Origin of the sequence: Xanthomonas sp., from assembly GCF_017163755.1 — a bacterium.
Taxonomy (GTDB): domain Bacteria; phylum Pseudomonadota; class Gammaproteobacteria; order Xanthomonadales; family Xanthomonadaceae; genus Xanthomonas_A.
Genome location: NZ_JAFIWC010000028.1, coordinates 34,120 through 56,479, shown reverse-complemented (window position 1 = coordinate 56,479; position 22,360 = coordinate 34,120). Strand labels below are relative to the sequence as shown.

The following is a 22,360-nucleotide window of genomic DNA, read 5'->3' as shown; positions in this document are numbered from 1 at the left end:
GACGCTTCGCGCGGCGAGAGGCGAAAAAAAAAGCCGCCGGGGTCAGCCGGCGGCAGGGAGAGAGAGACGTCGTTCTTGTGGCTGCCAGCCTAGGCCTGGCGTATGCCCGCCGTTTGCCGCTGCGGCCTGGGTATGTGGCAACGCCGGCAACAACCGGCTGCGGTTGCGTCCGGTTCAGCGGGCGGCCGCACTTCGAAAAGAAAGCGGCGGCCCTGTCGCCAGGGCCGCCGCGCGTGCGCCGTCGCCGCCGATGCGGTCAGAAGCGCTGGGTGTACTGCAGGTAGCTGTAGCGGCCGGGAATCGAGTAGGCCGAGTCGAACGAGTTGGCGAACGCGCTGAGCACCACCGGCGGGTCGCGGTCGAGCACGTTGTTCACGCCGACCCGGACGGTGGCGTTCCACGGCAGCTGGTAGGACACCTGCACGTCGTTGAACGCGCTGGCCGCTACATGGCGGTAGTTGCCGTCCTCGTCGACCCCGGAGTCGTAGTCCTTCATGCCGGAGTAGTAGCGCAGGCTCCAGCTGGCGCCCAGGTTGCCCAGGCTCCAGTCCACGCTGAACGTGCCGCGCACGCGCCAGTTCGGATTGTCGGTGTGGTAGATGCCGTTGTAGGACTCCCAGCCGGAGGTGTCGTCCTGCTGCTGCTCGTTGCGCGCCACATAGGTCGAGTCCAGGCCGACCACCAACTGCCCGGCGCGGGTTTCCGGCAGCTTGTAGCGCGCGGTGAAGTCGTAGCCTTCCATGCGCAGCCGGCCCACGTTCATCGGCTGCACCACGATGTTGGTGACGTTGCCGTCGGCGTCGCGCGTGACCAGGTCGCAGAACGAGGACACGTCATGCTCGTAGCACTGCGACAGGATCTGGTTGGCGCTGAACTCGGTGATCGCGTCGGTGATGTCGATCTTCCACCAGTCCAGCGACAGGTCCAGGCCCTGCACGTACGCGGGGCTGTAGACGAAGCCGAAGGTGTAGTTCTTCGACTTCTCCGGCTGCAGGTTGGCGTTGCTGGTGTAGGTGAACGGATAGATCGTCTGCCCCGAGTTGCCGTCGGAACTGTTGTACTCGGCCACGAAGCCGCTGGGCACGCCGGCGGCGGCGCACGCGGCCGCGATCGCGCTGGTGTAGGCGGTGCTGTTGGTGGAGCAGGGATCGGAGTAGTTGTCGTAGCTGTCGGACGCGCCGAGGTAGAGGTTCTCGATCGACGGCGCGCGGAAGCCGGTGGCGTAGTTGCCGCGTACCAGCAGGTCGGCGAACGGCTTCCACTTGAAGCCGAACTTGTAGTTGGTGGTGCTGCCGAAGGTGTTGTAGTCGGAGAAGCGCGCCGCCACGCTCAGGTCCAGCGACTGCGCGCCGGGCAGGTCCTTCAGCACCGGGATCGCCAGTTCGGTGTAGTAGTCGTTGAGCGTGTAGCCGCCGGAGGTCGGGGTGAACGAGTTGCCGGAGGTGTAGCCGGAGGAGATCAGCGCGTCCGGCGAGGAGAAGCCGCTTTCCTCGCGATGCTCGAAGCCCGCCGCGAAGCTCAGCCATCCGGCCGGCAGTTCGAACAGCTCGCCGGACAGGTTGCCGGTGACGCTGCTGTTCTTGTACTGGTAGGTGTTGTGCGCGGTGAACAGGATGTAGTCCAGCTGCTCCTGGGTCACCGCGCCGGCCGGCGACAGCGGGTTGAACGGCACGCAGCCGCTGATCACCGCGCCGCCGCTGTCCAGGCACGACAGCACGCCGTCGACGATCGCCGAGGCGCCGAGCGCGTTCTGCAGGTTCAGCAGGTTGACGTCGCCGTACTGGGTCTCGGTCTGGTCGGTCTGGTTGTGCGCGTAGCCGACATCCCAGCTGAAGCTGCGCTCGGCGAAGCGGAAATCGCCTTCCAGCCCGGTGTAGACATGCGCGGTCTTGACGTCCTGCTCGTACAGGCGCGCGTACTCGGTGAGCCGGTGCGACCAGCCGACGTCGCTGCCGTCGCCGCCGTACTCGGTGTTGTACGGGTTGTAGTAGCTTTCGCCGCTCATCAGGATGCCGGTACCCACCGACGACAGCGGGTAGCCGGCCAGGCGCTGCGCCGACTGGCGGTGGTTGTACAGGCCGTCGAACTTGAAGCGCACGTTGTCGGTGAGGTCGTAGCTGCCCTGCACGTACAGCGAGTCGCGCTTCTGCGGCGTGACCAGGTAGTTGTCCTTGGCGTAGTTGTAGCCGTACTCGGCGGTGCTGAACGCGGTGTACTGGTCCAGGCCGTAGCGCGGATAGGCCGCGTTGCCGGTGGCGACGGCGGTGTCGGGCAGCACCAGCCAGCCGCTGTCGGTGCGCAGGCGGCCGCTGGCCGAGTAGCTGCTGAACGAGGACGCGCCCTGGCCGTAGGTCGGGACCGCGGAGATCTCGCGGTCGCCGGCCATCACCGCGTCTTCCTTCACGCTGGACAGGCCGATCACCAGGTTGCCGCGATCGCTGCTCGCGCCGACGGTCGCGTCGAACGAGGTGCGCTGGCCGTCGCCCTGGCCGTACTGGCCGACATAGGCGTTGACTTCGGCGCCGTCGAAGTTGGTGCGGGTGATGATGTTCACCACGCCGGCGATGGCGTCGGAACCGTAGATCGACGACGCGCCGTCCTTCAGCACCTCCACGCGCTCGACGATCGCCGCCGGGATGGTGTTCAGGTCCACCGAGCCGGTCAGGCCGGACACCCAGCGGCGGCCGTTGACCAGCACCAGCGTGCGCGCCGAGCCCAGGTTGCGCAGGCTCACCGTGGCCGAGCCGTCGCCGCCGTTGTTGACGGTGGTGTTCATCGTCGCGCCATTGGACGGAATGCGCTTGAGCACGTCGGCGACCGAGGTCAGGCCCTGCTTCTCGATGTCCTGGCGGGTCAGCACCAGTACCGGCTGCGAGTTCTCCAGGTCCACCGAGCGGATGCGCGAACCGGTGATCTCGATGCGATCGAGGGTGGTGGTCTTGCTGTCGCCGTCGTCCTGGGCAAGCGCGGGTGCGGACAGGCACATGCCGACCGCGGCGGCGAGCAGGGTACGGCGAAACGTCGGATGAGACGTCGGGGCATTCATTAAGAGCAGACTCCTGGACAGATTGGGCCGCGACACAGGCCTCGTTGTAGGTCACCTGCGGCGTCGCTTAACGAAACGAAAACGCAGGCTTATCCGGAATCTAACTTTCGATTTTCGCCATCGTTTTTCGCGCTGTGTGCGGCCTGGCATCCAATGGCGACACTTGGCGCACTGCCGCCATCTGGTGTCGTCGGCGTGTCGCGGCCGACATGGGGAGAGGCCGGGATTGGGATGGGGGATGCGGTATCGGGGCGCGACGCCGATCTGTGGCGGCCACCCGGCGCGCGGCGCGGGGGCGGTTGTGGTGTAATTCGCCGCGAAGCGGGGGTACCGCGGTCCTTCATCCGAAGGCCCGGTTGAGACAGTCCCTTCGAACCTGATCCGGTTGATACCGGCGTAGGGAAGCTTCGCAAGCCCGACCGGCGCGCCCACGCGCGCGGCCGGGCCGGCGCCGCCGCTTCGTCCGCTCGCGAGCCCTCGCGACTCTTGAACTAAGGACGATGCCGATGAATGCCGTACCCAGCCCGTTGCTGCAGCAGACCGATACCCTGTCCGAGTCGGTGACCCGGCCGATCCCCGGTTCGCGCAAGATCTTCGTGCAAGGCTCGCGCCCGGACCTGCGCGTGCCGATGCGCGAGATCGGATTGACCCGCACGCCCACGCTGTTCGGCGGCGAGGACAACCCGCCGGTCACCGTGTACGACACCTCCGGCCCTTACACCGATCCGGAGGCGGCGATCGACCTGGCCGCCGGCCTGGCGCCGCTGCGCGCGGGCTGGATCGCCGAGCGCGGCGACACCGAGGCGCTGGCGCAGCTCAGTTCCGATTTCGGCCGCGGCCGCGAGCACAACGCGCGGCTGGACGGGGTGCGTTTCCCGGCCCGGCGCCTGCCGCGCCGCGCGCTGGCCGGCGCCAACGTCACCCAGATGCATTACGCGCGCCGCGGCATCGTTACTCCGGAGATGGAGTTCGTCGCGATCCGCGAGAACCAGCGCCTGGACGCGGTGCGCGATGCGCTGCTGCTCAAGCAGCATTCCGGCGAGGCGTTCGGCGCCAGCATCCAGCACGTGATCACCCCGGAGTTCGTGCGCGAGGAAATCGCCCGCGGCCGCGCGATCCTGCCCAACAACATCAACCATCCGGAAAGCGAGCCGATGATCATCGGCCGCAACTTCCTGACCAAGATCAACGCCAACATCGGCAACAGCGCGGTGAGTTCGGGCATCGCCGAGGAAGTGGAGAAGCTGGTGTGGTCGATCCGCTGGGGCGGCGACACGGTGATGGACCTGTCCACCGGCAAGCACATCCACGAGACCCGCGAGTGGATCATCCGCAACTCGCCGGTGCCGATCGGCACCGTGCCGATCTACCAGGCGCTGGAAAAGGTCGACGGCCGCGCCGAGGAACTGACCTGGGAGATCTTCCGCGACACGCTGGTCGAGCAGGCCGAGCAGGGCGTGGACTACTTCACCATCCACGCCGGCGTGCTGTTGCGCTACGTGCCGCTGACCGCCAGGCGGGTCACCGGCATCGTCTCGCGCGGCGGCTCGATCCTGGCCAAGTGGTGCCTGGCGCACCACAAGGAGAACTTCCTCTACACCCACTTCGAGGACATCTGCGAGATCATGAAGGCCTACGACGTGGCCTTCTCGCTCGGCGACGGGCTGCGCCCGGGCTGCATCGCCGACGCCAACGACGCGGCGCAGTTCGGCGAACTGGAGACCCTGGGCGAGCTGACCAGGATCGCGTGGAAGCACGACGTGCAGACCATGATCGAGGGGCCCGGCCACGTGCCGATGCAGCTGATCAAGGAGAACATGGACAAGCAGCTGCGCGAGTGCGGCGAGGCGCCGTTCTATACGCTGGGGCCGCTGACCACCGACATCGCGCCGGGCTACGACCACATCACTTCGGCGATCGGCGCGGCGATGATCGGCTGGTTCGGCACCGCGATGCTGTGCTACGTGACGCCGAAGGAGCACTTGGGCCTGCCCAACCGGCAGGACGTGCGCGACGGCATCATGGCCTACAAGATCGCCGCGCACGCCGCGGACCTGGCCAAAGGCCATCCCGGCGCGCAGGTGCGCGACAACGCGTTGAGCAAGGCGCGCTTCGAGTTCCGCTGGGAGGACCAGTTCCACCTGGGCCTGGATCCGGAGAAGGCGAAGGAATTCCACGACGAAACCCTGCCCAAGGACGCGCACAAGCTGGCGCACTTCTGTTCGATGTGCGGGCCGCATTTCTGCTCGATGAAGATCACCCAGGACGTGCGCGACTACGCGGCCGAGCACGGCGTCGACGAGACCGCGGCGCTGAGCACGGGGATGGCCGAGAAGTCGGCGCAGTTCCTCGCCGCCGGGGCCAAGGTGTACCGGCAGGAATAGCGTCCGGCACGCCGTCGCCGTCGCAACGGCGGCGGCGGTCGCGGGCGCGGCTGCCCGGGACCGCGCCGCGCACCGGCGGCCGCCGCTGGCGAGCCATGCAACGTCGCGGCGGCTATGCGTGCGGCCGCGGTCGGCCGCGCGGGCGTTGCGAAGCGCTCGACTCCCGATCCAGCGGCGCTAACGAAGCCGCGATGCCGCGTGGCCGCGACCGGATGCGCATGCGGCGGCGACTATGATGCGCGCTGGCCACCGCTGGGGATCCGTCATGCTTCGCTACGCATTCGCGCTGCGCCGCCATCCGTCCGCGCTGCTGCTCGGCGTGCAGTTGCTCGGGGTGCTGCTGTATCCGTGGATGGAGTACACCGCCTCCGGGCGCGCGCTGTTCGGCGCGTTCGGCATCGTGGTGCTGGGCCTGGCGCTGTGGGTGGTCAACCGCAGCCCGTCGGAGCTGTGGATCGCCTGGTGCCTGGCGCTGGCGGCGGTGGTGCTGTCGGTCGCGGCCGCGCTGCTCGGCAATCCGGACATGACCGCATGGGCGCAGTTGCTGGAGAGCCTGCTGTACTTCTATACCGCCGGCAGCCTGATCGCCTACATGCTGCAGGACCACGAGGTGACCCGCGACGAACTGTACGCCGCCGGGGCGACGTTCACGTTGCTGGCGTGGGCGTTCGCGTTCGCGTTTTCGGTGTGCCAGCAATGGTTGCCCGGCAGTTTCACCGCCGCGGTGGATGCGCAGGCGCCGAGAACCTGGATGGAGCTGCTGTACCTGAGTTTCAGCGTGCTGTCCGGCGTGGGCCTGAGCGACGTGGTGCCGGTGGTGCCGCTGGCGCGTTCGCTGGTGATGCTGGAACAGTTCGCCGGCGTGATGTACATCGCACTTGTGCTGTCGCGGTTGATCGCGCTCAGCGTCACCCGCCACGCGAAGACGGGAAAAGACTGAACGGCAGCTAAAAAAAAACGCGCCAAGCGGCGCGTAATTTTGCAGCATTTATAGGAGTCGTCGGCGGGAGAGAGCCTGTAGGTGTTCCGCCGGAGCTAAACGGCGGTGTCCGCTAGGTTAGAATTTGTCGCCGCCGCCATGCCTGCCCGCATTCGTCGCATTGGTTTGCCGAATCTGGTCGTTGGTGCCGCGACGCCGCAATGCGTTGCCATGGTGGTTCCCTGTTGCCGGTGCCGTTGTCGTCCTAGAACGAATGTCTTCCTCGATTCCCACCCTGCCCATGCTTCCGGAACGGATGCAGGTCGGCGACTGCCTCGTGGTGATGTCGCTGCGCGAGGTGCATGCGCCCGGCGCGCGGCGTCCGCAGCGGCTGACGCCCAAGGCGATGGGCGTGCTGCGCGCGCTGCTGGCGCAGCCCGGGCAGGTGGTGGAGCGGGAGGCGTTGCTGGAACTGGTATGGCCGGATACGCAGCCGACCAACGACGTGGTGACCCAGGCCGTCACCCAGTTGCGCAAGGCCTTCGCCGCCGGCGCGCGCGGCGCGCCGCCGGTGGTCTACATCGAGACGCTGGCCAAGACCGGGTATCGCCTGGTCGCGGCGGTGCAGGCGCTGCCGGAGCTGGAGCCGGTGGCAGCGGTGGCCGAACCCGCCGCTGCCCAGCCGAGCCCGCCTGTGGCTGCGCTTGCGGCCGATGTCGAGGTGGCGGTGGAGACGACTCCGGCCGAACCGGCCACGACAGCGCCGGCACCGGCCGCGGTGCTCCGGCGCCCGCTGCGCCATGCGCTGGCGGCGGCGGGCATCGGCCTGTGCCTGGTGCTGGCGCTGCTGGTGTTCCTGCTGCCGCGCCTGCAATCCGATGCGTACCCGGTGCAGGCCGGCGCGGAGCAGGACCGCGTCGTCGGCAGCCCCGAGCGTCCGTACCGCCTGATCACCACCGCGCCGGGCTTCGAACTGGAGCCGACCTTGTCGCCGGATGGCGCGCAGGTGGCGTACGCGTCCAGCGTCGAGGGCCGCGACGGCACCCTGGTGCTGGTGCAGAACACCGACAACTCGCCGCCGCGCCGGCTCAGCGAGCCGGATCCGGCATTTTCCGACCGGCTCCCGGCCTGGTCGCCGGACGGGCGCCGGATCGCGTTTGCGCGGCTGGGCGCGAACGGCTTCTGCCAGGTGATGGTCATCGCCGCCAGCGGCGCCGGCACTGCCCAGGAGGCCGCGCGCTGCGACGGCACCGAGCTGCTCAGCTTCGACTGGACGCCGGACGGCCAGGGCCTGCTGTTCGGCAGCATGACCGGGCGCTCGGCCAGCCGCGCGTTGCGCGTGCTCGACCTGCGCAGCGGGCGCTGGCAGGCGCTGCCTTACGCAGTCGGCGCCGACGATTTCGACTATGCACCGCGCTATTCGCCCGACGGCAAGTGGATCGCCTTCGTGCGCAATCCGCAGATGGGCGGCCTGTGGCGGATGCCCGCCGCCGGCGGCGCGGCCGAGCGCTTGACCGGGGACGTGGCCGAGATCCGCGGCTGGGCGTGGACCCAGGACAGCCGCGGCCTCGTGTTCGGGCGCCGGGTCGACAGCGAAACCCGCCTTTACCGCCTGGACGTGGCGTCGCTGCGCCTGCGCGATCTGGGCTTGGGCGATGCGCAGGCGCCGACCCTGTCGCGCGACGGGCACCGGCTCGGCTTCGTGCACCGCCGCCCGCAGTTCGCGCTGTACCGCGTGTCCGCCGAGGCGGGCAAGGGCAAGCCCGAGCACCAGCGCCTGTTCGCCTCCACCGGGCGCGACGGCCAGCCGGCGATCGCGCCGGACGGCCGCCAGCTGGTGTTCACCTCGGACCGCTCCGGCAGCTACGCGCTGTGGTGGGGCGACGTCGGCAATGCGCAGTCGCTGCGGTTGATCGAAGGCCTGCATCCGGAGACGCGGCAGGCGCCAGGGTGGTCGGCCGACAGCCGCTCGCTGCTGGTCAGCGGACGCGACGCGCAGGGCCGGGCCGGGTTGTTCGAGGTATGGCCGCAGAGCGGGCGCGTGGAGCCGTTGCCGGTGCCCGACGGCGAGCCGTTGCAGGGCGTGTACGCGGCCGATCCGTCGCAACTGCTGGTTCTGGTCGGACAGCCCGCCGGCCGCACCCAGCTGCGCCTGTACGACCGTCGGCAACAGCCGTGGAAATTGCTGGCCGCGCTGGACGGCGTCTCGCAAGCGCGTTTCGACGACCTCCACCAGCAGGTGCTGTTCACCCGCCCCGCGGAAAAGGGCGTATGGCGCGCCGATGCGCAGCTGCGCGCGGACAGCGTGGCCGTGGTCGATGCCGCGTTGCCGTCGCTGTGGCGCTATCGCACCTGGGCGCTGGGGCCGCGCGGCGAGGCGCGTTACCTGTTTCCCACCGGCGAATGCGCCAGCCGGCTCAACCGGATCGGTGGCGGGTTGAGCCACAGCGTCTGCCTGGACCGCGGCCGGCTCAGCGCGATCAACGGCTTCAGCATCGACCGCCACAGCGGCGACGTCTACGTGGCGCTGGCGGTGGAGGACGGCAGCGACATCGGCTTCATGAACCTGCCGGAGAAGCCCGGCTGGTTCTCGGTGGTATCGGCCAAGTGGCTGTTCTGGTTGGGAAAACCGCCTTCGTAATTTGTTCGTGCATGTTTCGTGGCGAATTCGGACAAACATCGTCTGATGTTCCTGACCGCAGCGCCACGCACGGCAACATTGCCCGCCAGTTTCGGCAAAGCGGGTGCGTCATGCGGCAATCGTTCCTGGCCGATCGCGGTCAACAACTCACGCTGGAAACGGACGAGGCCATCGCCGGACCGGCCTGCTTGGGCGTGGCGCGCCTGGCCAGCCTGCAGGCATCCGCGGCGACGTTCACGGTGTGGATCCAGCTGCGCGGCAGCGCCTGGATCGAAGCCAAGGAAGGGCGCTTCCAGCTGCGCCGCGGGCAATGGCTGGCGTTCGAGCGCGATTCGCGTCCGCTGGTGCAGGCCGATCGCGACGGTCTGTGCATCGGCCTGAGCCTGGATGCCGACGCGCTGAAGACGCTCGGGCGCATGGCCGATGCGACCCTGTATGCCGGTCGCGGCCAGTTGCCGCCGCGCGAATCGCGCATCGCCCTGCGCCTGTGGCGGCAGGCGGCGGCGCGTCCCGGCGATGTGCAGGCGCTGCGCCCGATCCTGCTGCACCTGGCCTCGATGCAGGGCGAACTGTCGCGCAGCGTGCAGCGCTGTCCCGGACGTTCGCGCGTGCGCAAGCGCCAGGTGTTCGGGCGGATGCAGCGCGCGCGCCTGTACCTGGAAGGCAACCGCGACCGCGTGGTGCGCATCAGCGAACTTGCCGAGCTAACCAATTTCTCCAGCTGGTACCTGTCCAAGACTTTCCAGAGCCTGTACGAAGAGAGCCCGCAGGCGCTGTCGGCGCGCTTGCGGCTCGAGCGCGCCGCCGACCTGCTGCGCGACACCGCGATGATGATCGGCGAGGTCGCCGCGGCCAGCGGTTTCGACAACTGCTGCAGTTTCGCGCGGGCGTTCCGCGCCCGTTTCGGCGTATCGGCTTCGCAATATCGGCAGGCGGCCTCGGTGCCGCCAGATTCGGCAAAGTCTGCGGGCGGCCGCGGCAAAGCAGCCATGCTCACCGGGACGTAACGTTCCGTGGGCACTTAACACGCCCCTAACGTTACCCTGGAGAGATTGATGAACCTTCGCACTTCCGCAGTGCGGCTGGGCCTGTTGCCCGCCAGCATCGCGATCGCGTTGACGCCGGCGCTCGCCGGCGCGCAAGAGACGGCCGCTACCGATAGCAATCCCACCAACCTGGACCGCATCGAGGTCACCGGCTCGCGCATCCGCCAGGCGAGCTCGGAAACCGCGCAGCCGGTGATCGCGCTGCAGCGCGCCGACATCGAGAAGCAAGGCTTCACCAGCGTTGCCGACATCGTGCAGAACCTGGCCGCGACCGGTTCGCCGGCGATCAGCCGCGCCGACGCGCTCTCCTCGGGCGAAGAAGTCGGCGGCCAGTACGTCGACCTGCGCAACCTGGGCCCGCAGCGCACCCTGGTGCTGCTGGACGGCAAGCGCATGGGCGTGAGCTCCGGCGGCTACACCGACCTGGCCTCGATCCCGACCTCGATGGTCGAGCGCGTGGAAGTGCTGACCGACGGCGCCTCGGCGATCTACGGCTCCGACGCCATCGCCGGCGTGATCAACGTGATCACCCGCAAGAACTTCGACGGCCTGGAAGCCAGCGCCTATGTCGGCCAGTACGGCCAGGGCGACGGCCACAAGGAAACCTACAACTTCGTCTACGGCACCACCACCGACCGCGGTTCGCTGACGCTCGGCGCCGAGTACAGCAAGGAAGATCCGGTCTACGCCAAGGATCGCGACTACAGCGCCTCGCCGAACGGCTACTTCCACCCGGTCCCGACTGCGGAAGATGCCAACGGCTGGAGCGCGATCAGCGAGAAGGGCGTGCTGATCGATGCGCTGGGCAACATGTACTCGGTGAATCCGGGCGGCGATCCGCGCAACTTCGCCGACTACCACGAGTTCGGCAACGGCGACCTGTCCAACCCGAGCCAGCAGATGTTCCTGCAGACCGGGATCGAGCGCCGCTCGGTGTTCGCCAACGGCAACTTCGACTTCACCGACAACGTCCGCGGTACCGCCAGCGTGCTGTACACCGAACGCGAGACGCTGCAGCAGATCGCCGGCTATCCGTACCGTTCGGTGGCCTACGACACCGCGCTGTCGGGCGATAGCTACTTCAACCCGCTGCCGGGCCAGGACGTCGACTTCATGCGTCGTACCTGGGAAGTGCCGCGCCAGACCCGTTCCGAACTGAACACCTTCCGCTTCAGCGGGGGGCTCGAAGGTTCGTTCCAGCTGGGCGACAACTACTGGGATTGGGACGTCGGCTACGTCTACAACCGCAATAAGGGCACCAAGACCGGCACCGGCAACCTGTTCATTCCGAATGTGCAGAACGCGGTCGGCCCGTCGTTCCTGGACAGCGACGGCGTGGTCAAGTGCGGCTCCGCCGGCAACGTGATCGCCGGTTGCACGCCGTGGAACCCGCTGCTGCCGAACGGCGCCGCCGGCCCCGGCTCGCTGGCCGATCCGGCCCTGCAGGCCTACCTGTTCCTGCCGTCGCACGACACCTCGGTGAGCACCACCAAGGTCTACAGCGCCAACCTCAGCGGCACCCTCATGGCGCTGCCGGCCGGCGACCTGGCGATGGCCGCGGGCGTGGAGCACCGCAGCGAAGACGCGCGCTACGATCCCGACGCGCTGCTGCAGTCCGGCCTGAGCACCGACCTGGCCGGCGCGCCGACCAAGGGCGGCTACTCGCTGGACGAGGTGTACCTGGAGTTCAACGTGCCGGTGCTGGCCGACCTGCCGTTCGCCAAGGAACTGTCGTTCGACGTGGCCGGCCGCTACTCCGACTACGACACCTTCGGCGACACCACCAACAGCAAGTTCGGCCTGAAGTGGAAGCCGATCGAGGACCTGCTGGTCCGCGGCACCTACGCCACGGGCTTCCGTGCGCCGACCGTGTCGGACCTGTACGGCGGTACCTCCGAGACCTTCGATCCCTACACCGATCCGTGCGACACCCTGTTTGGTGCGGCGACCCGCAACCCGGCCGTGGCCGCGCGCTGCGGCGCGAACGTGCCGGCGAACTTCCGTCAGGAAGCCTCCGGTGGCGTGGATGCGAGCGGCCCCGGGTCGCAGTCGAACTACGCGTACCTGTCCGGTTCCAACGACGAGTTGCTGCCGGAAACCTCCAAGACCTACACGCTGGGCCTGGTCTACAGCCCGGGCTACGTGAACGGCCTGGATATCAGCCTGGACTGGTGGAAGATCCGCATCGACGACGTCATCGCGGCCGAGTCGGTCACCTCCATCCTCAACCAGTGCTACGTGCAGAACATCGGCGCGGCCTGCGATCGTTTCGTGCGCGATGCCACCAGCGGCCAGGTCGTCGACGTGACCCGTACGCTGATCAACGGCGGCTATCAGGAAACCGCCGGCTACGACCTGGGCGTGCGCTACCGCCTGGCCGACACCGGCTTTGGCAACTTCGTGTTCGACTGGAAGACCACCTATGTGGACTACCAGGAATACAAGCGCGACAACGAAGCGGAAACGCCGGTCGATCAGCGCAATGGCTGGGGCAGCAGCGACTGGGGCTCCAACTTCCGCGTCCGTTCCAACCTGAACGTGGATTGGAGCTACGGCAACTTCGGCGTCAACTGGGGCGTGCGTTACTACTCCGGTCTGCGCGAGGCGTGTGCGTACGATCTGAACGGCGGTTCGGAGTGCAACGAGCCGGGCTTCACCTCGGCGTACACGCTGGAGCAGCCGTCGCGCACGGTCGGTTCCAACACGTTCCACGACGTGCAGGTCCGTTACAACGCGCCGTGGGATGCCACCGTGTCGCTGGGCGCCAACAACGTGTTCAACCACGAAGGCCCGATCATGTACAGCCAGCCGAATTCGAACTTCTCGTACAACGGCAGCTTCGACATCGGCCGCATGCTCTACATGAAGTACACCCAGCGCTTCTGATCGACCGAAGCAGGGAAACAGAAGACGGGCCGCAAGGCCCGTCTTTTTTTATGGATTGTGGGAGCGGTACGCTGTGCGGTGGCCGGCGACCGACCAGCGGTCGAAGCGGCCCCGCGCATGGGGCATCAGGCGGCGAGCTGCCCTACTTCGGCGATGGCCGCGTCGATGGCGGCCGCGCGGCTTTCGTCGCCCAGCGCCAGGCCTTCGGCGCGGACGAACGTCACTTCGGTGATGCCGAGGAAACCGAAGAAGCCGCGCAGGTAGGTTTCCTGGTGATCGAGGAATGCCGCTGGCGCGCCTTCGCCATAGACCCCGCCACGCGCGGAGGCCACGATCACCCGCTTGCCGCCGGCCAGGCCTTCGGCCCCGCTTGCCGAGTAGCGGAAGGTCTTGCCGACCACGGCGATCCGGTCCAGCCAGGCCTTGAGCTGGGACGGGAGGGAGAAGTTGTACATGGGCGCCCCGATGACGACGGTATCGGCGGCCAGGAAGTCGTTCAGGAGCCTGGCGTTTCGTTCGACCGCCCGTTCCGCGGCGGCGTCCTGCGGCGCGACGCCCTGAAAGGCCAGGAACTCGGCGCCGGACAGGTGGCCGACCGGTTCTGCGGCAAGGTCGGTGCGCACGACCTGGATCGCGGGCGTGGCGGTTTTCAGTTGTTTGACGATGGCCGCGGTGATCTGGCGGCTTACGGAATGTTCGTTGAGGATGCTGGCGTCGATATGCAGAAGCGTCATGGCGTAGTCTCGGTATAGAATTGTGACTGAGGCTACGAATGTAATCGTGTGCTTAGATACCGACAATACGGCACATAAAGAGAACCCAGTATTATGGATGTGACCAGCCTTCCCCAGGATTTGCAGCACTCCGACTGCCAGAAGATCAGCCAGGTATTGGCGCGGGTCGGCGAAAAATGGAGCGTTCTCATCATCACGCTGCTGGCCGGCGGCCCGCGCCGATTCACCGAAATAAAACGCGCCATCAACGGCATATCGCAGCGCATGCTGACGCTTTGCCTGCGCGGGCTCGAGCGCGACGGGCTGATCAAGCGCACGGTCTTTGCGGTGATGCCGCCGCACGTGGAGTACGAACTGACGCCGCTCGGGCGTTCGCTCACCGCGCCGGTCATCGCACTCGGGACCTGGGCGAACGACCATATCTCCGACATCGATGCCGCCAGGAAGGCGTTCGATGCACAGGAGAGCATCCGAGGCAATCCACGTCCCGTCTCCACGTAACCTGCGACCGAGCGATCGGGCACTGCGTGGCTTGCGGATTCCGGCCGTGCAGGAAACGGCAGGGCCTCTCTCGTCGTGGGTTTCCCGGTATTGCCTTCAACATGGCCATCGATGGCTATTCGATGCTTCCACCGCGATGGATATCGCATGCCGTTTCAAACCGGTTGCAGCGCAGCGCCGCTCGTATATCCGGTCCGTGCGCGGCCGGATTTTGCCTATTGTCCAGACAGGAACGCCGGTCTTCGCGCTCGATACGGTGGCGGGTCGATGGCAGGGAAAGCAAGCGCGGCCGCGACCGCCCCGCCGATCCGTCGCAATCCAGGCAGCGCCGATCCAAAGGCGCGATGCATCAAGACGCCGAGGACGCGGCCGCGCTTCAACGCGCGGACCGTCGATGACGGCCACGGTGCCAGGAAAATCCACCGGGCGAAGGCCGTCATCGCGGTGCGCCGATCCGGCGCGACGCAATCGCATTCATGAACGGGCGCAACGCCGTGCGATACAGCTTGGCAGGCAGCACGCAGCGCCGGCGATGGCGTCGCCTGCCGCCTGGACCACGGCTCAGGCCGCGGTCAGTCCCATCAGGCTCTCGGCCTGCTCGCGCCAGATCGGCAGCTTGCCCAGCATGCCGGTCTTGGACAGGTACTCCTCGTCGACGTCCGTGCCGCTGGCCAATGCCATCGCCACGTGCACGGCGCCGGTGACCCAGAAACTGCGGGTGCTGGAGCGCTGCGGCTGGCGGTGGAACGCCACCGCCTCGATGATCGGCATCGGCAGGCCCCACAGTCCCAGCAGATAGGCGCCGGCCTCGGCGTGGCCGGGACGGTTGTCCTCGCCGTCGGCAAGCGGCTCGCGTTCGTTGCGCACGCCCGGCAGCAGCAGGCCGATGTCGGCGAGCAACGCGGCGGTCGCGCCGAGTTCGGAACTGGACGCCGGCAGCATCTTCGAGGCGAGCTTGGAAGCCAGCAGCGAACGGTGCTGCAATGCGCTGCGTTCGGCATTGGACAGCGCCTGCACCGAGAACACCTCGCTGGCCAGGACCAGATCGCGCAACGTGGCGATGCCGAGCCGGGTGACCGCGGTGCGCAGGTCGGACATGCTGCGGCCGTTGGAAAAATAGGCCGAATTGCACAGCTGCAGCACCTTGGCGGCGATCGCCGGGTCGGCCGAGACCAGCTTGGCCAGGTCGGCGGCGTTGCTGCCGTCGTCCTGCTCCAGCGCGTGCATCAGGCTCAGGTACAGATGCGGCGGCGACGGCAGCTTCTCGATGCGGCCGATGCTGGCGCGCAGCTCCGGGTTGCTGAGCAGTTCCTGCAGTTCCTCGATGCTGGTGACCGCCTCCAGCAGCATCTCCGGCGCCAGCGGCAGTGGCAGGAAACGATGCGCCACGCCGATGATCCGCGCCGGCGGCGCACGGCTGCTCTGCTCGGCCTCGATCAATGCGATGCGGATGGTCTCAGGGCTCAGCGTGCGGATCTGGCCGAGCAGGGTGGCGGTGGTCAGGTCGGGCAGTGCCGGGGCGGCGATGACCGCGTCCAGATGCACGGTGGCGACCGCGGCGATGGCGGCATTGCCGTCGGCCACGGTCTGCACCTGCCAGTCGTCGCCCAGGTCGCGGATATATTCGATGACATCGGCCGGCAGGCTGGCTTCGTCGCCGACGAACAGGATACGCAAGACACTACCCCCCACGAGAGAGGCCGGTTCACGCTGGACCGGCCCGATATTCGATCCGCAATGTACTCCAAACCCCGGGACACGGCACCGGCGGGCGTTCGGAAACGTGAAGCCAGTCGCCGCAGCGGGCCATATGGCCGCTGCGGCGCCCGCTCAGGCGCTGGCCTTGTAACGTTCGACCGCGTCCAGCAGGATCTGCTTGGCCTCGGCGGCGTTGCCCCAGCCGTCCAGCTTGACCCACTTGCCCTTCTCCAGATCCTTGTAGTGCTCGAAGAAGTGGCCGATGCGCTCCATCCAGTGCCCGGACACCTGGGTGATGTCCTCGATGTGGCCGTAGCCTTCGAACACCTTGGCCACCGGCACCGCCAGGATCTTCTCGTCGCTGCCGGCCTCGTCGCTCATCTTCAGCACGCCGACCGGGCGGCAGCGCACCACGCAGCCCGGAACCAGCGGCAGCGGCAGCACCACCAGCACGTCGGCCGGGTCGCCGTCGCCGCACAGGGTATTGGGCACGTAGCCGTAGTTGCAGGGATAGCGCATCGGGGTGGACAGGATGCGGTCGACGAAGATCGCGCCGCTGGCCTTGTCCACTTCGTACTTGACCGGCTCCGAATCCTTGGGGATTTCGATGACGACGTTGATTTCTTCCGGCAGGTTCTTGCCCGGGGTGACCAATTCCAGACCCATGCGCTAGCTCCAGTGGAGTGGCTTCTAAAGAGACCGGCATTCTAGTCGGTTGGCTGTTGCAATGCAGCGAGAACGGCCTAGGCCTATTCCTACAAGCGTTTCGGACTCCATACCTGCGCGCATGGGAACGTTTCCGATAGTGCCCGGACCCGGCCGGCGCGAGCCTGTGCGCACTGTCCCCCAACGGAGCAAGGCAATGAAAGGAACCCGGTTTTCGATGCGCTGGCTGCTGGCGGTCGCGCTGCTGGTCTCGGGTGCGGTCCAGGCCCAGGCCCAGACACCGCAGGTCTACGTGGACGCGGTCGACTATCCCACCCTGAGCGCGGGCTGGGAGGCATTCCTGGATCTGGAGCGGCGGCTGGCCGAGGACTTCGACCAGATCTGCGGCGACACCTTCTGCGAAGGCGAATACAGCGACTACCAGCCGCTGCGCCTGCGCTGCTCGGTGCGCCAGAGCGACGGGGTGGTCGGCCAGTGCGTGTGGACCTTCGCCGCCAGCGAAGCCAGCATCGATCCTGCCACAGGCCAGGTGCAGGTCGATGCCCGGCTGTGGCAATGCCCGACGCCGCTGCTGCCGCATACCCGGCTGGTGGCGCTGTACAAGGCGCTGGCGGTGGAGCACCCGTTGTTCGCGCCGCTGCCGCACAGCGACCGCAGCATCAACGATGGCCTGATCGACTGCCTGTAGCGGCCATGGCCACCGGCGCTGGCGGTTCGTCAGTGCCGGTGCCAAGATGCATGCCGCCTAGGACCTGTCATCAATTGAGCAGGACGACTGAGGCGATCCAGTAGATAGCAGCGCGTAGCGATGGTTCGATATTGCTTGAGCTTGGCAAAGCAGTTCTCGATCAGGTGTCGATCCTTGTATAACGTCCGGTCGTAGTCGCTGCACTTGCGCGTTGGATGAGAAGGGGTGACGATCTGCGCGCCCTGTCGCTGCATTGGCTCAATGCCCGTAGCCCGGCCCGGGCGTCGTAGGCGCAATCGGCGAGCTGGGCGGCAGCCAACAACTCCGGCAGCAAGGCATCTGCACCTTCCAGGTCCGAAGCCTGCCCTGCGGTCAGATGAAATGCCACCGAATTGCCCAGTGCATCGACCACGTGGATCTTGCTGCCCAGTTCGCCGCGGCTGCGTCCGATGGCCTGCGGCGCCCCCTTTTGCGCCGGCGCTGTGCTGATGCGGACAATGGCGCTATCGATCATCGCGTACTCGTTGTCGGCATCTTCGGATAAGGCTTCGAACACCTTTCGCAACCCCGGAGCGGTTCCAAGCATTAGAGGCAGCGGGACCATTTCAGCGCTTCGATGTTGATCCAACCGGTGAGGGTGGAGTATTCCACGCTGGTGATGGAACTCGCTTTGCGATTGGCCTGCGCGGACAGGCTTATGGCCGGTCTTGCTGTGATGGTTGGCCGACCCAGTACAGGCTCATGAGCGCGCGACGCGCGCCCTAATCCAGAAATCTGCGGCGACGCCATCCTGCAAGGTGGCTACTTGAGCCTACACGCCCCTGCAAGTGTGCGATAGCGGTGAAAGTACGGCAGTGAATACCACTGGAGCTTTGATTGGCGCGCATACTGGCATGCTCGTTGCCATGCGTTCCAGGGTGGTGTTATCAGCCGCAGGTCCACATTGCGCCTCGGGAATGAGTCGAATGGATGGATCCGAGAATTTTGATGCGATGAGTATCACAACTCGCACCATTCACGTGTCCAATATGTTGCGGCGGGGTGGCTCCCACGGCAGTATCAGTGCGAGTTGCTGAGCCCATTGGTGCAGCGAGTGCCGTCGCAGAAAAGGAGCTTTCATGCGCCGCGAGGGAGTGATGGGTAAATTCTTTTACGTCGGGCTTGCCGTGTCGGCAGTTCTTGTGCTCATTTTGGCTCTTCAGAAAAAGGAGCTCGCGGAGCAGAACGCTAAGCTCGCGCGGGAACAGTACTATTTAAAAATAGGCGATTGGCTGCCGTCAATGGCATTGAAGGACCTCAACGGGGATTACTTGACTATTGCCGACGTCAAAAATGAACGTCAGGTTCTACTCTACTTCACGACGCAGTGTGCGCACTGTATTGCATCAATTCCGTTTATTCGTGAGATATCCAGGGTGCTCAAGCGTGATGGCATCCAGTTCATTGGGGTTACGCCGGAAGTGGATATTGGGGGGGTCAGGAAATTTCTGAAGTCAAATGACCTTGACTTTCCCGTCGTTTCAATTCCGAACAGACGTGATCAGGGGTTGATCCAGTTTCGAATGAGTCCGACGTTGGTTGTTCTATCCCGAGGTGGTCGGGTTGAGCGTGTCCACGTGGGTCGAATCTACTCCGACAAGGACGCGTTTGGAGTAATTCTCTCGTCCCGGCAAAAGGAGATTGTTGGTCCGAGTACGAAAGCATTGGAGGAATAATGAGACTGCGAAGCGTGGGTAAGTTTTTCTTCGGGTGCGCTGTTGTAACTTGCTTGGCCTTTGGGTCAGCGCAAGCTTTTGATGTAAACCAGAAACCCAAGCAATTGGCCAACGGGTGCGAGCTTTGCCTGGGGTGTAACGCGATTGCAGGTGGCAAGATCGATCAGCTAAGTGGTCTGTGCATATACTGCTGTCAGGTACCCTAGTAAAAAATTATGGTCTTGTTTGAAAAAGGGGGAGGAGTACCTCCCCCTGGTTGCTCGCTGCTGAGTTGGGCGTTGCTATCGCTGCTTGTTCTTAACCTTGCTTTTGCGCCTCCGCATTCGCCGTGTCACTGCGTTTTCCGTGAGTGCTTCATTCAACTGTTCGCGATGATCGCATCGGATCGCATCGTAGGCTGGTGATTCATTCAGAAACTTCGCTGTTTCTAATTCAGGGGCGCACATCGGCAACGTGGATGCCGATAGCTAGCAGATGCTGGCGGGAGATTGGCTGTCGGCTCTGGCTTGGCATCCACGCTCAATGTAGGGATTAGGTTGGCCTGCGAGCTCTAGTGAACGGCTGCACGATGCATGGCGTCGTGCGGCGGGTGTGACGGGTGGGGCGCCTCATGCAATCGCGCCTGCGCGGGCCAGGCCGCGCAGACACGGATTTAGGTCCAAGGTTAGAGCAGCGGCACCATCAGCAGCGCGACGATGTTGATGATCTTGATCAGCGGATTGATCGCCGGGCCCGCGGTGTCCTTGTACGGGTCGCCGACGGTATCGCCGGTCACCGCGGCCTTGTGCGCTTCGCTGCCCTTGCCGCCGAAGTGGCCGTCCTCGATGTACTTCTTGGCGTTGTCCCAGGCGCCGCCGCCGGTGGTCATCGAGATCGCCACGAACAGCCCGGTGACGATGGTGCCGATCAGCAGTCCGCCGAGCGCGCGCGGTCCAAGCAGCAGTCCGACCACGATCGGTACCGCCACCGGCAGCAGCGAGGGCACGATCATCTCGCGGATCGCCGAGCGGGTCAGCATGTCCACCGCGCAGTCGTATTGCGGCTTGCCGGTGCCTTCCATGATGCCGGGGATCTCGCGGAACTGGCGCCGCACCTCCTCGACCACCGCGCCGGCGGCGCGGCCCACCGCTTCCATCGCCATTGCGCCGAACAGGTAGGGGATCAGGCCGCCGAGCAGCAGGCCAATGATCACCGTGTGGTCGGACAGGTCGAAGGCGAAGGTCTCGCCGGGGTTCGCGGCGCGCAGGTTGTGGGTGTAGTCGGCGAACAGCACCAATGCGGCCAGTGCCGCCGAGCCGATCGCATAGCCCTTGGTCACCGCCTTGGTGGTGTTGCCGACCGCGTCCAGCGGGTCGGTGACCGCGCGCACTTCCGGCGGCAGCTCCGCCATCTCGGCGATGCCGCCGGCGTTGTCGGTGATGGGGCCGTACGCGTCCAGCGCCACGATCATCCCGGCCATCGACAGCATCGCGGTCGCCGCGATCGCGATGCCGTACAGCCCGGACAGCGCGAACGCCCCCCAAATCGCCGCGCATACCGCGATCACCGGCAGCGCGGTCGACTTCATCGACACGCCCAGCCCGGCGATGATGTTGGTGCCATGCCCGGTGGTGCTGGCCGAGGCGACGTGCTGCACCGGCTTGTACTGGGTGCCGGTGTAGTACTCGGTGATCCAGACGATCAGTCCGGTCAGCACCAGGCCGATCAGCGCGCAGCCGTAGAGCCTGTTCGCGCCGCCGGCGGTGTCGCCCATCAGTTGCTGGGTCACCGGCCAGAACGCGATCGCGGCCAGCACCGCGGACACGATCACGCCCTTGTACAGCGCGCCCATGATCGAGCCGCCGGGGCGCACGCGCACGAAGAAGGTGCCGACGATCGAGGCGACGATCGACACCCCGCCGAGCACCAGCGGATACAGCACCGCGTTGCGCCCGGCCTCGGCCGCCATCAGGCCGCCGAGCAGCATCGTAGCGATGACGGTGACCGCGTAGGTCTCGAACAGGTCGGCGGCCATGCCCGCGCAGTCGCCGACGTTGTCGCCGACGTTGTCCGCGATCACCGCCGGGTTGCGCGGATCGTCCTCGGGAATGCCGGCTTCGACCTTGCCGACCAGGTCGGCGCCGACGTCCGCGCCCTTGGTGAAGATGCCGCCGCCCAGGCGCGCGAAGATCGAGATCAGCGAACTGCCGAATGCAAGCCCGACCAAGGCATGCAGCGTGTCGTCGACGCTGTGCCCCAGCCACTGCAGCAGGCCGTAGTAGCCGGCCACGCCGATCAGCCCGAGGCCGACGACCAGCATGCCGGTGATCGCGCCGCCGCGGAACGCCACGTCCATCGCCGGGCCCAGCCCGCGCCGCGCCGCTTCGGCGGTGCGTACGTTGGCGCGCACCGACAGGTTCATGCCGATATAGCCGGCCACGCCGGACAGCACCGCGCCGATCGCGAAGCCGCCGGCGGTGTACCAGCTCAGAAAGAACCCGACCAGCAGCAGCAACGCCACGCCGACGATGGCGATGGTCAGGTATTGGCGGTTGAGGTAGGCGCGGGCGCCTTCCTGGATCGCATCGGCGATCTGCCGCATGCGTTCGTTGCCCGCCGGTTGCGCCAGAATCCAGCGCGTGGACACGATGCCATAGAGTATCGCCAATGCCGCGCACGCCAGTGCCACGGTGACCGCATATCGTTCCAGCATGACCCCTCCCAAGGATGTGGATGTCGTCCAGGCGGACGAGCAGGGGAGTCACACCGGAAGAGCCTGAAGCATGGAACGGCTCCGCGGCCGTCAGCAGGGCCGGTGGTGCGCATCGCGATGTTCGACCTTGCCTGTAACGGCCCGAGTATGCGCCCGCGTCCGGGCTATCGCCAGCCACGATCCGCGCAGGCGTGTCATCCGTGCCGACCAGCGCGCCGCTGTTGCGCTGCACCGCGATCAGGATTCGGAAGCACGAGCACGCCGGGTCGCCCCGCGTCGCAGCATCGCTGTCGCAGCTGCATCCATCGTCCAGTGTTGGCGTCGATCCCGATGCCGCGGCCCGGTCCGTTTACCGCTGGTCCGCGGCCTGCGCAGCGTGCGCCCGGGCCGGCTGCGTCATCAGGAACGCCGCGGCCTGCGAAAGATGACGAGTTGCAGCCGCGTCTGTTGGGGTCGGGATTGGCGACTTGCGCGTCCGACCCGGTTGCCTCTGTTGAGACAGTCGGGTTGCCGCGCCCGGCATCCAGGCGATCATGGTGCCGCGGCATCTGGCCGTCTCGCCAAGCCGTATGCGGCCGCCGGGGGCGAAGGATGTTGTCGCTTAGCGCGCGCGTGACGACGTCGAGCGATCGCTTATCGAGATGAGTTTCTCATCCTCCCTATGCAGCACGTGCAGGCACGGTTGCCTCTCCCGAGCGTCAACAGGCCCTAGGCCACGGTTCAGTCGGCGCATGCCAGCTTGGC

13 protein-coding genes, 1 pseudogene and 1 riboswitch are annotated in these 22,360 nt (G+C 66.5%); of the genes and pseudogenes, 8 read left to right on the top strand and 6 right to left on the bottom strand.

The features are described 5' to 3' along the window. Positions 1–256: 256 nt before the first annotated feature. Positions 257–3,046 carry a TonB-dependent receptor gene (locus JR065_RS17395; RefSeq protein WP_206235591.1) on the bottom strand — a complete coding sequence of 930 codons (2,790 nt, stop codon included), beginning with the start codon at positions 3,044–3,046 and terminating at the stop codon, positions 257–259. A gap of 313 nt (positions 3,047–3,359) precedes the next feature. Beyond that, positions 3,360–3,467: riboswitch (TPP riboswitch) on the top strand. Between the two features lie 85 nt (positions 3,468–3,552). Between JR065_RS17395 and thiC the strand changes: the two genes are divergently transcribed. From thiC to JR065_RS17370, 5 genes are all read left to right on the top strand, one after another. Continuing rightward, entirely contained in the window at positions 3,553–5,430 is a 1,878-nt protein-coding gene (gene thiC, locus JR065_RS17390) for a phosphomethylpyrimidine synthase ThiC (protein WP_206235590.1), read from the top strand. A 265-nt stretch (positions 5,431–5,695) separates the two neighbouring features. Further along, positions 5,696–6,370: a two pore domain potassium channel family protein gene (locus JR065_RS17385; protein ID WP_206235589.1), complete on the top strand. Its 675-nt coding sequence runs from the start codon at positions 5,696–5,698 to the stop codon at positions 6,368–6,370. A 280-nt stretch (positions 6,371–6,650) separates the two neighbouring features. After that, a complete protein-coding gene (locus JR065_RS17380; protein WP_241093710.1) occupies positions 6,651–8,990 on the top strand; it encodes a winged helix-turn-helix domain-containing protein in 2,340 nt (779 codons plus the stop codon). A 110-nt stretch (positions 8,991–9,100) separates the two neighbouring features. Beyond that, the gene (locus tag JR065_RS17375; protein WP_206235587.1) at positions 9,101–9,997 is read left to right on the top strand and encodes a helix-turn-helix transcriptional regulator; all 897 of its coding nucleotides are present in this window, start codon (positions 9,101–9,103) and stop codon (positions 9,995–9,997) included. Between the two features lie 48 nt (positions 9,998–10,045). After that, positions 10,046–12,922 (top strand): TonB-dependent receptor plug domain-containing protein, encoded by a 2,877-nt coding sequence (locus JR065_RS17370; RefSeq protein ID WP_206235586.1) that lies wholly within the window; start codon positions 10,046–10,048, stop codon positions 12,920–12,922. 125 nt (positions 12,923–13,047) lie between these two features. On the opposite strand, the gene JR065_RS17365 is transcribed toward JR065_RS17370, so the two are convergent. Then, positions 13,048–13,656: an FMN-dependent NADH-azoreductase gene (locus tag JR065_RS17365; protein WP_206235585.1), complete on the bottom strand. Its 609-nt coding sequence runs from the start codon at positions 13,654–13,656 to the stop codon at positions 13,048–13,050. Between the two features lie 93 nt (positions 13,657–13,749). On the opposite strand from JR065_RS17365, the gene JR065_RS17360 reads away from it, so the two are divergent. After that, a complete protein-coding gene (locus tag JR065_RS17360; RefSeq protein ID WP_206235583.1) occupies positions 13,750–14,157 on the top strand; it encodes a winged helix-turn-helix transcriptional regulator in 408 nt (135 codons plus the stop codon). A 561-nt stretch (positions 14,158–14,718) separates the two neighbouring features. Here the strand turns inward: JR065_RS17360 and JR065_RS17355 are convergent. Further along, positions 14,719–15,834, bottom strand: a complete 1,116-nt coding sequence (locus JR065_RS17355; RefSeq protein ID WP_206235582.1) for an HDOD domain-containing protein — start codon at positions 15,832–15,834, stop codon at positions 14,719–14,721. A 153-nt stretch (positions 15,835–15,987) separates the two neighbouring features. Then, on the bottom strand, positions 15,988–16,521 hold the full coding sequence (gene ppa, locus JR065_RS17350) for an inorganic diphosphatase (protein ID WP_206235581.1): 534 nt from the start codon (positions 16,519–16,521) through the stop codon (positions 15,988–15,990). Positions 16,522–16,717: 196 nt separating this feature from the next. Here ppa and JR065_RS17345 point away from each other — a divergent pair, with 196 nt between their 5' ends. Continuing rightward, positions 16,718–17,209: a hypothetical protein gene (locus JR065_RS17345; protein ID WP_206235579.1), complete on the top strand. Its 492-nt coding sequence runs from the start codon at positions 16,718–16,720 to the stop codon at positions 17,207–17,209. Between the two features lie 70 nt (positions 17,210–17,279). On the opposite strand, the pseudogene JR065_RS17340 reads toward JR065_RS17345, so the two are convergent. Further along, a pseudogene (locus JR065_RS17340) lies at positions 17,280–17,790 on the bottom strand (IS5 family transposase); the annotation flags it as partial. A gap of 537 nt (positions 17,791–18,327) precedes the next feature. Here JR065_RS17340 and JR065_RS17335 point away from each other — a divergent pair. Beyond that, positions 18,328–18,924 carry a TlpA family protein disulfide reductase gene (locus JR065_RS17335; protein ID WP_206235578.1) on the top strand — a complete coding sequence of 199 codons (597 nt, stop codon included), beginning with the start codon at positions 18,328–18,330 and terminating at the stop codon, positions 18,922–18,924. 664 nt (positions 18,925–19,588) lie between these two features. Here JR065_RS17335 and JR065_RS17330 read toward each other — a convergent pair. Further along, positions 19,589–21,616 (bottom strand): sodium-translocating pyrophosphatase, encoded by a 2,028-nt coding sequence (locus tag JR065_RS17330; protein WP_206235577.1) that lies wholly within the window; start codon positions 21,614–21,616, stop codon positions 19,589–19,591. Between the last annotated feature and the right edge of the window lie 744 nt (positions 21,617–22,360).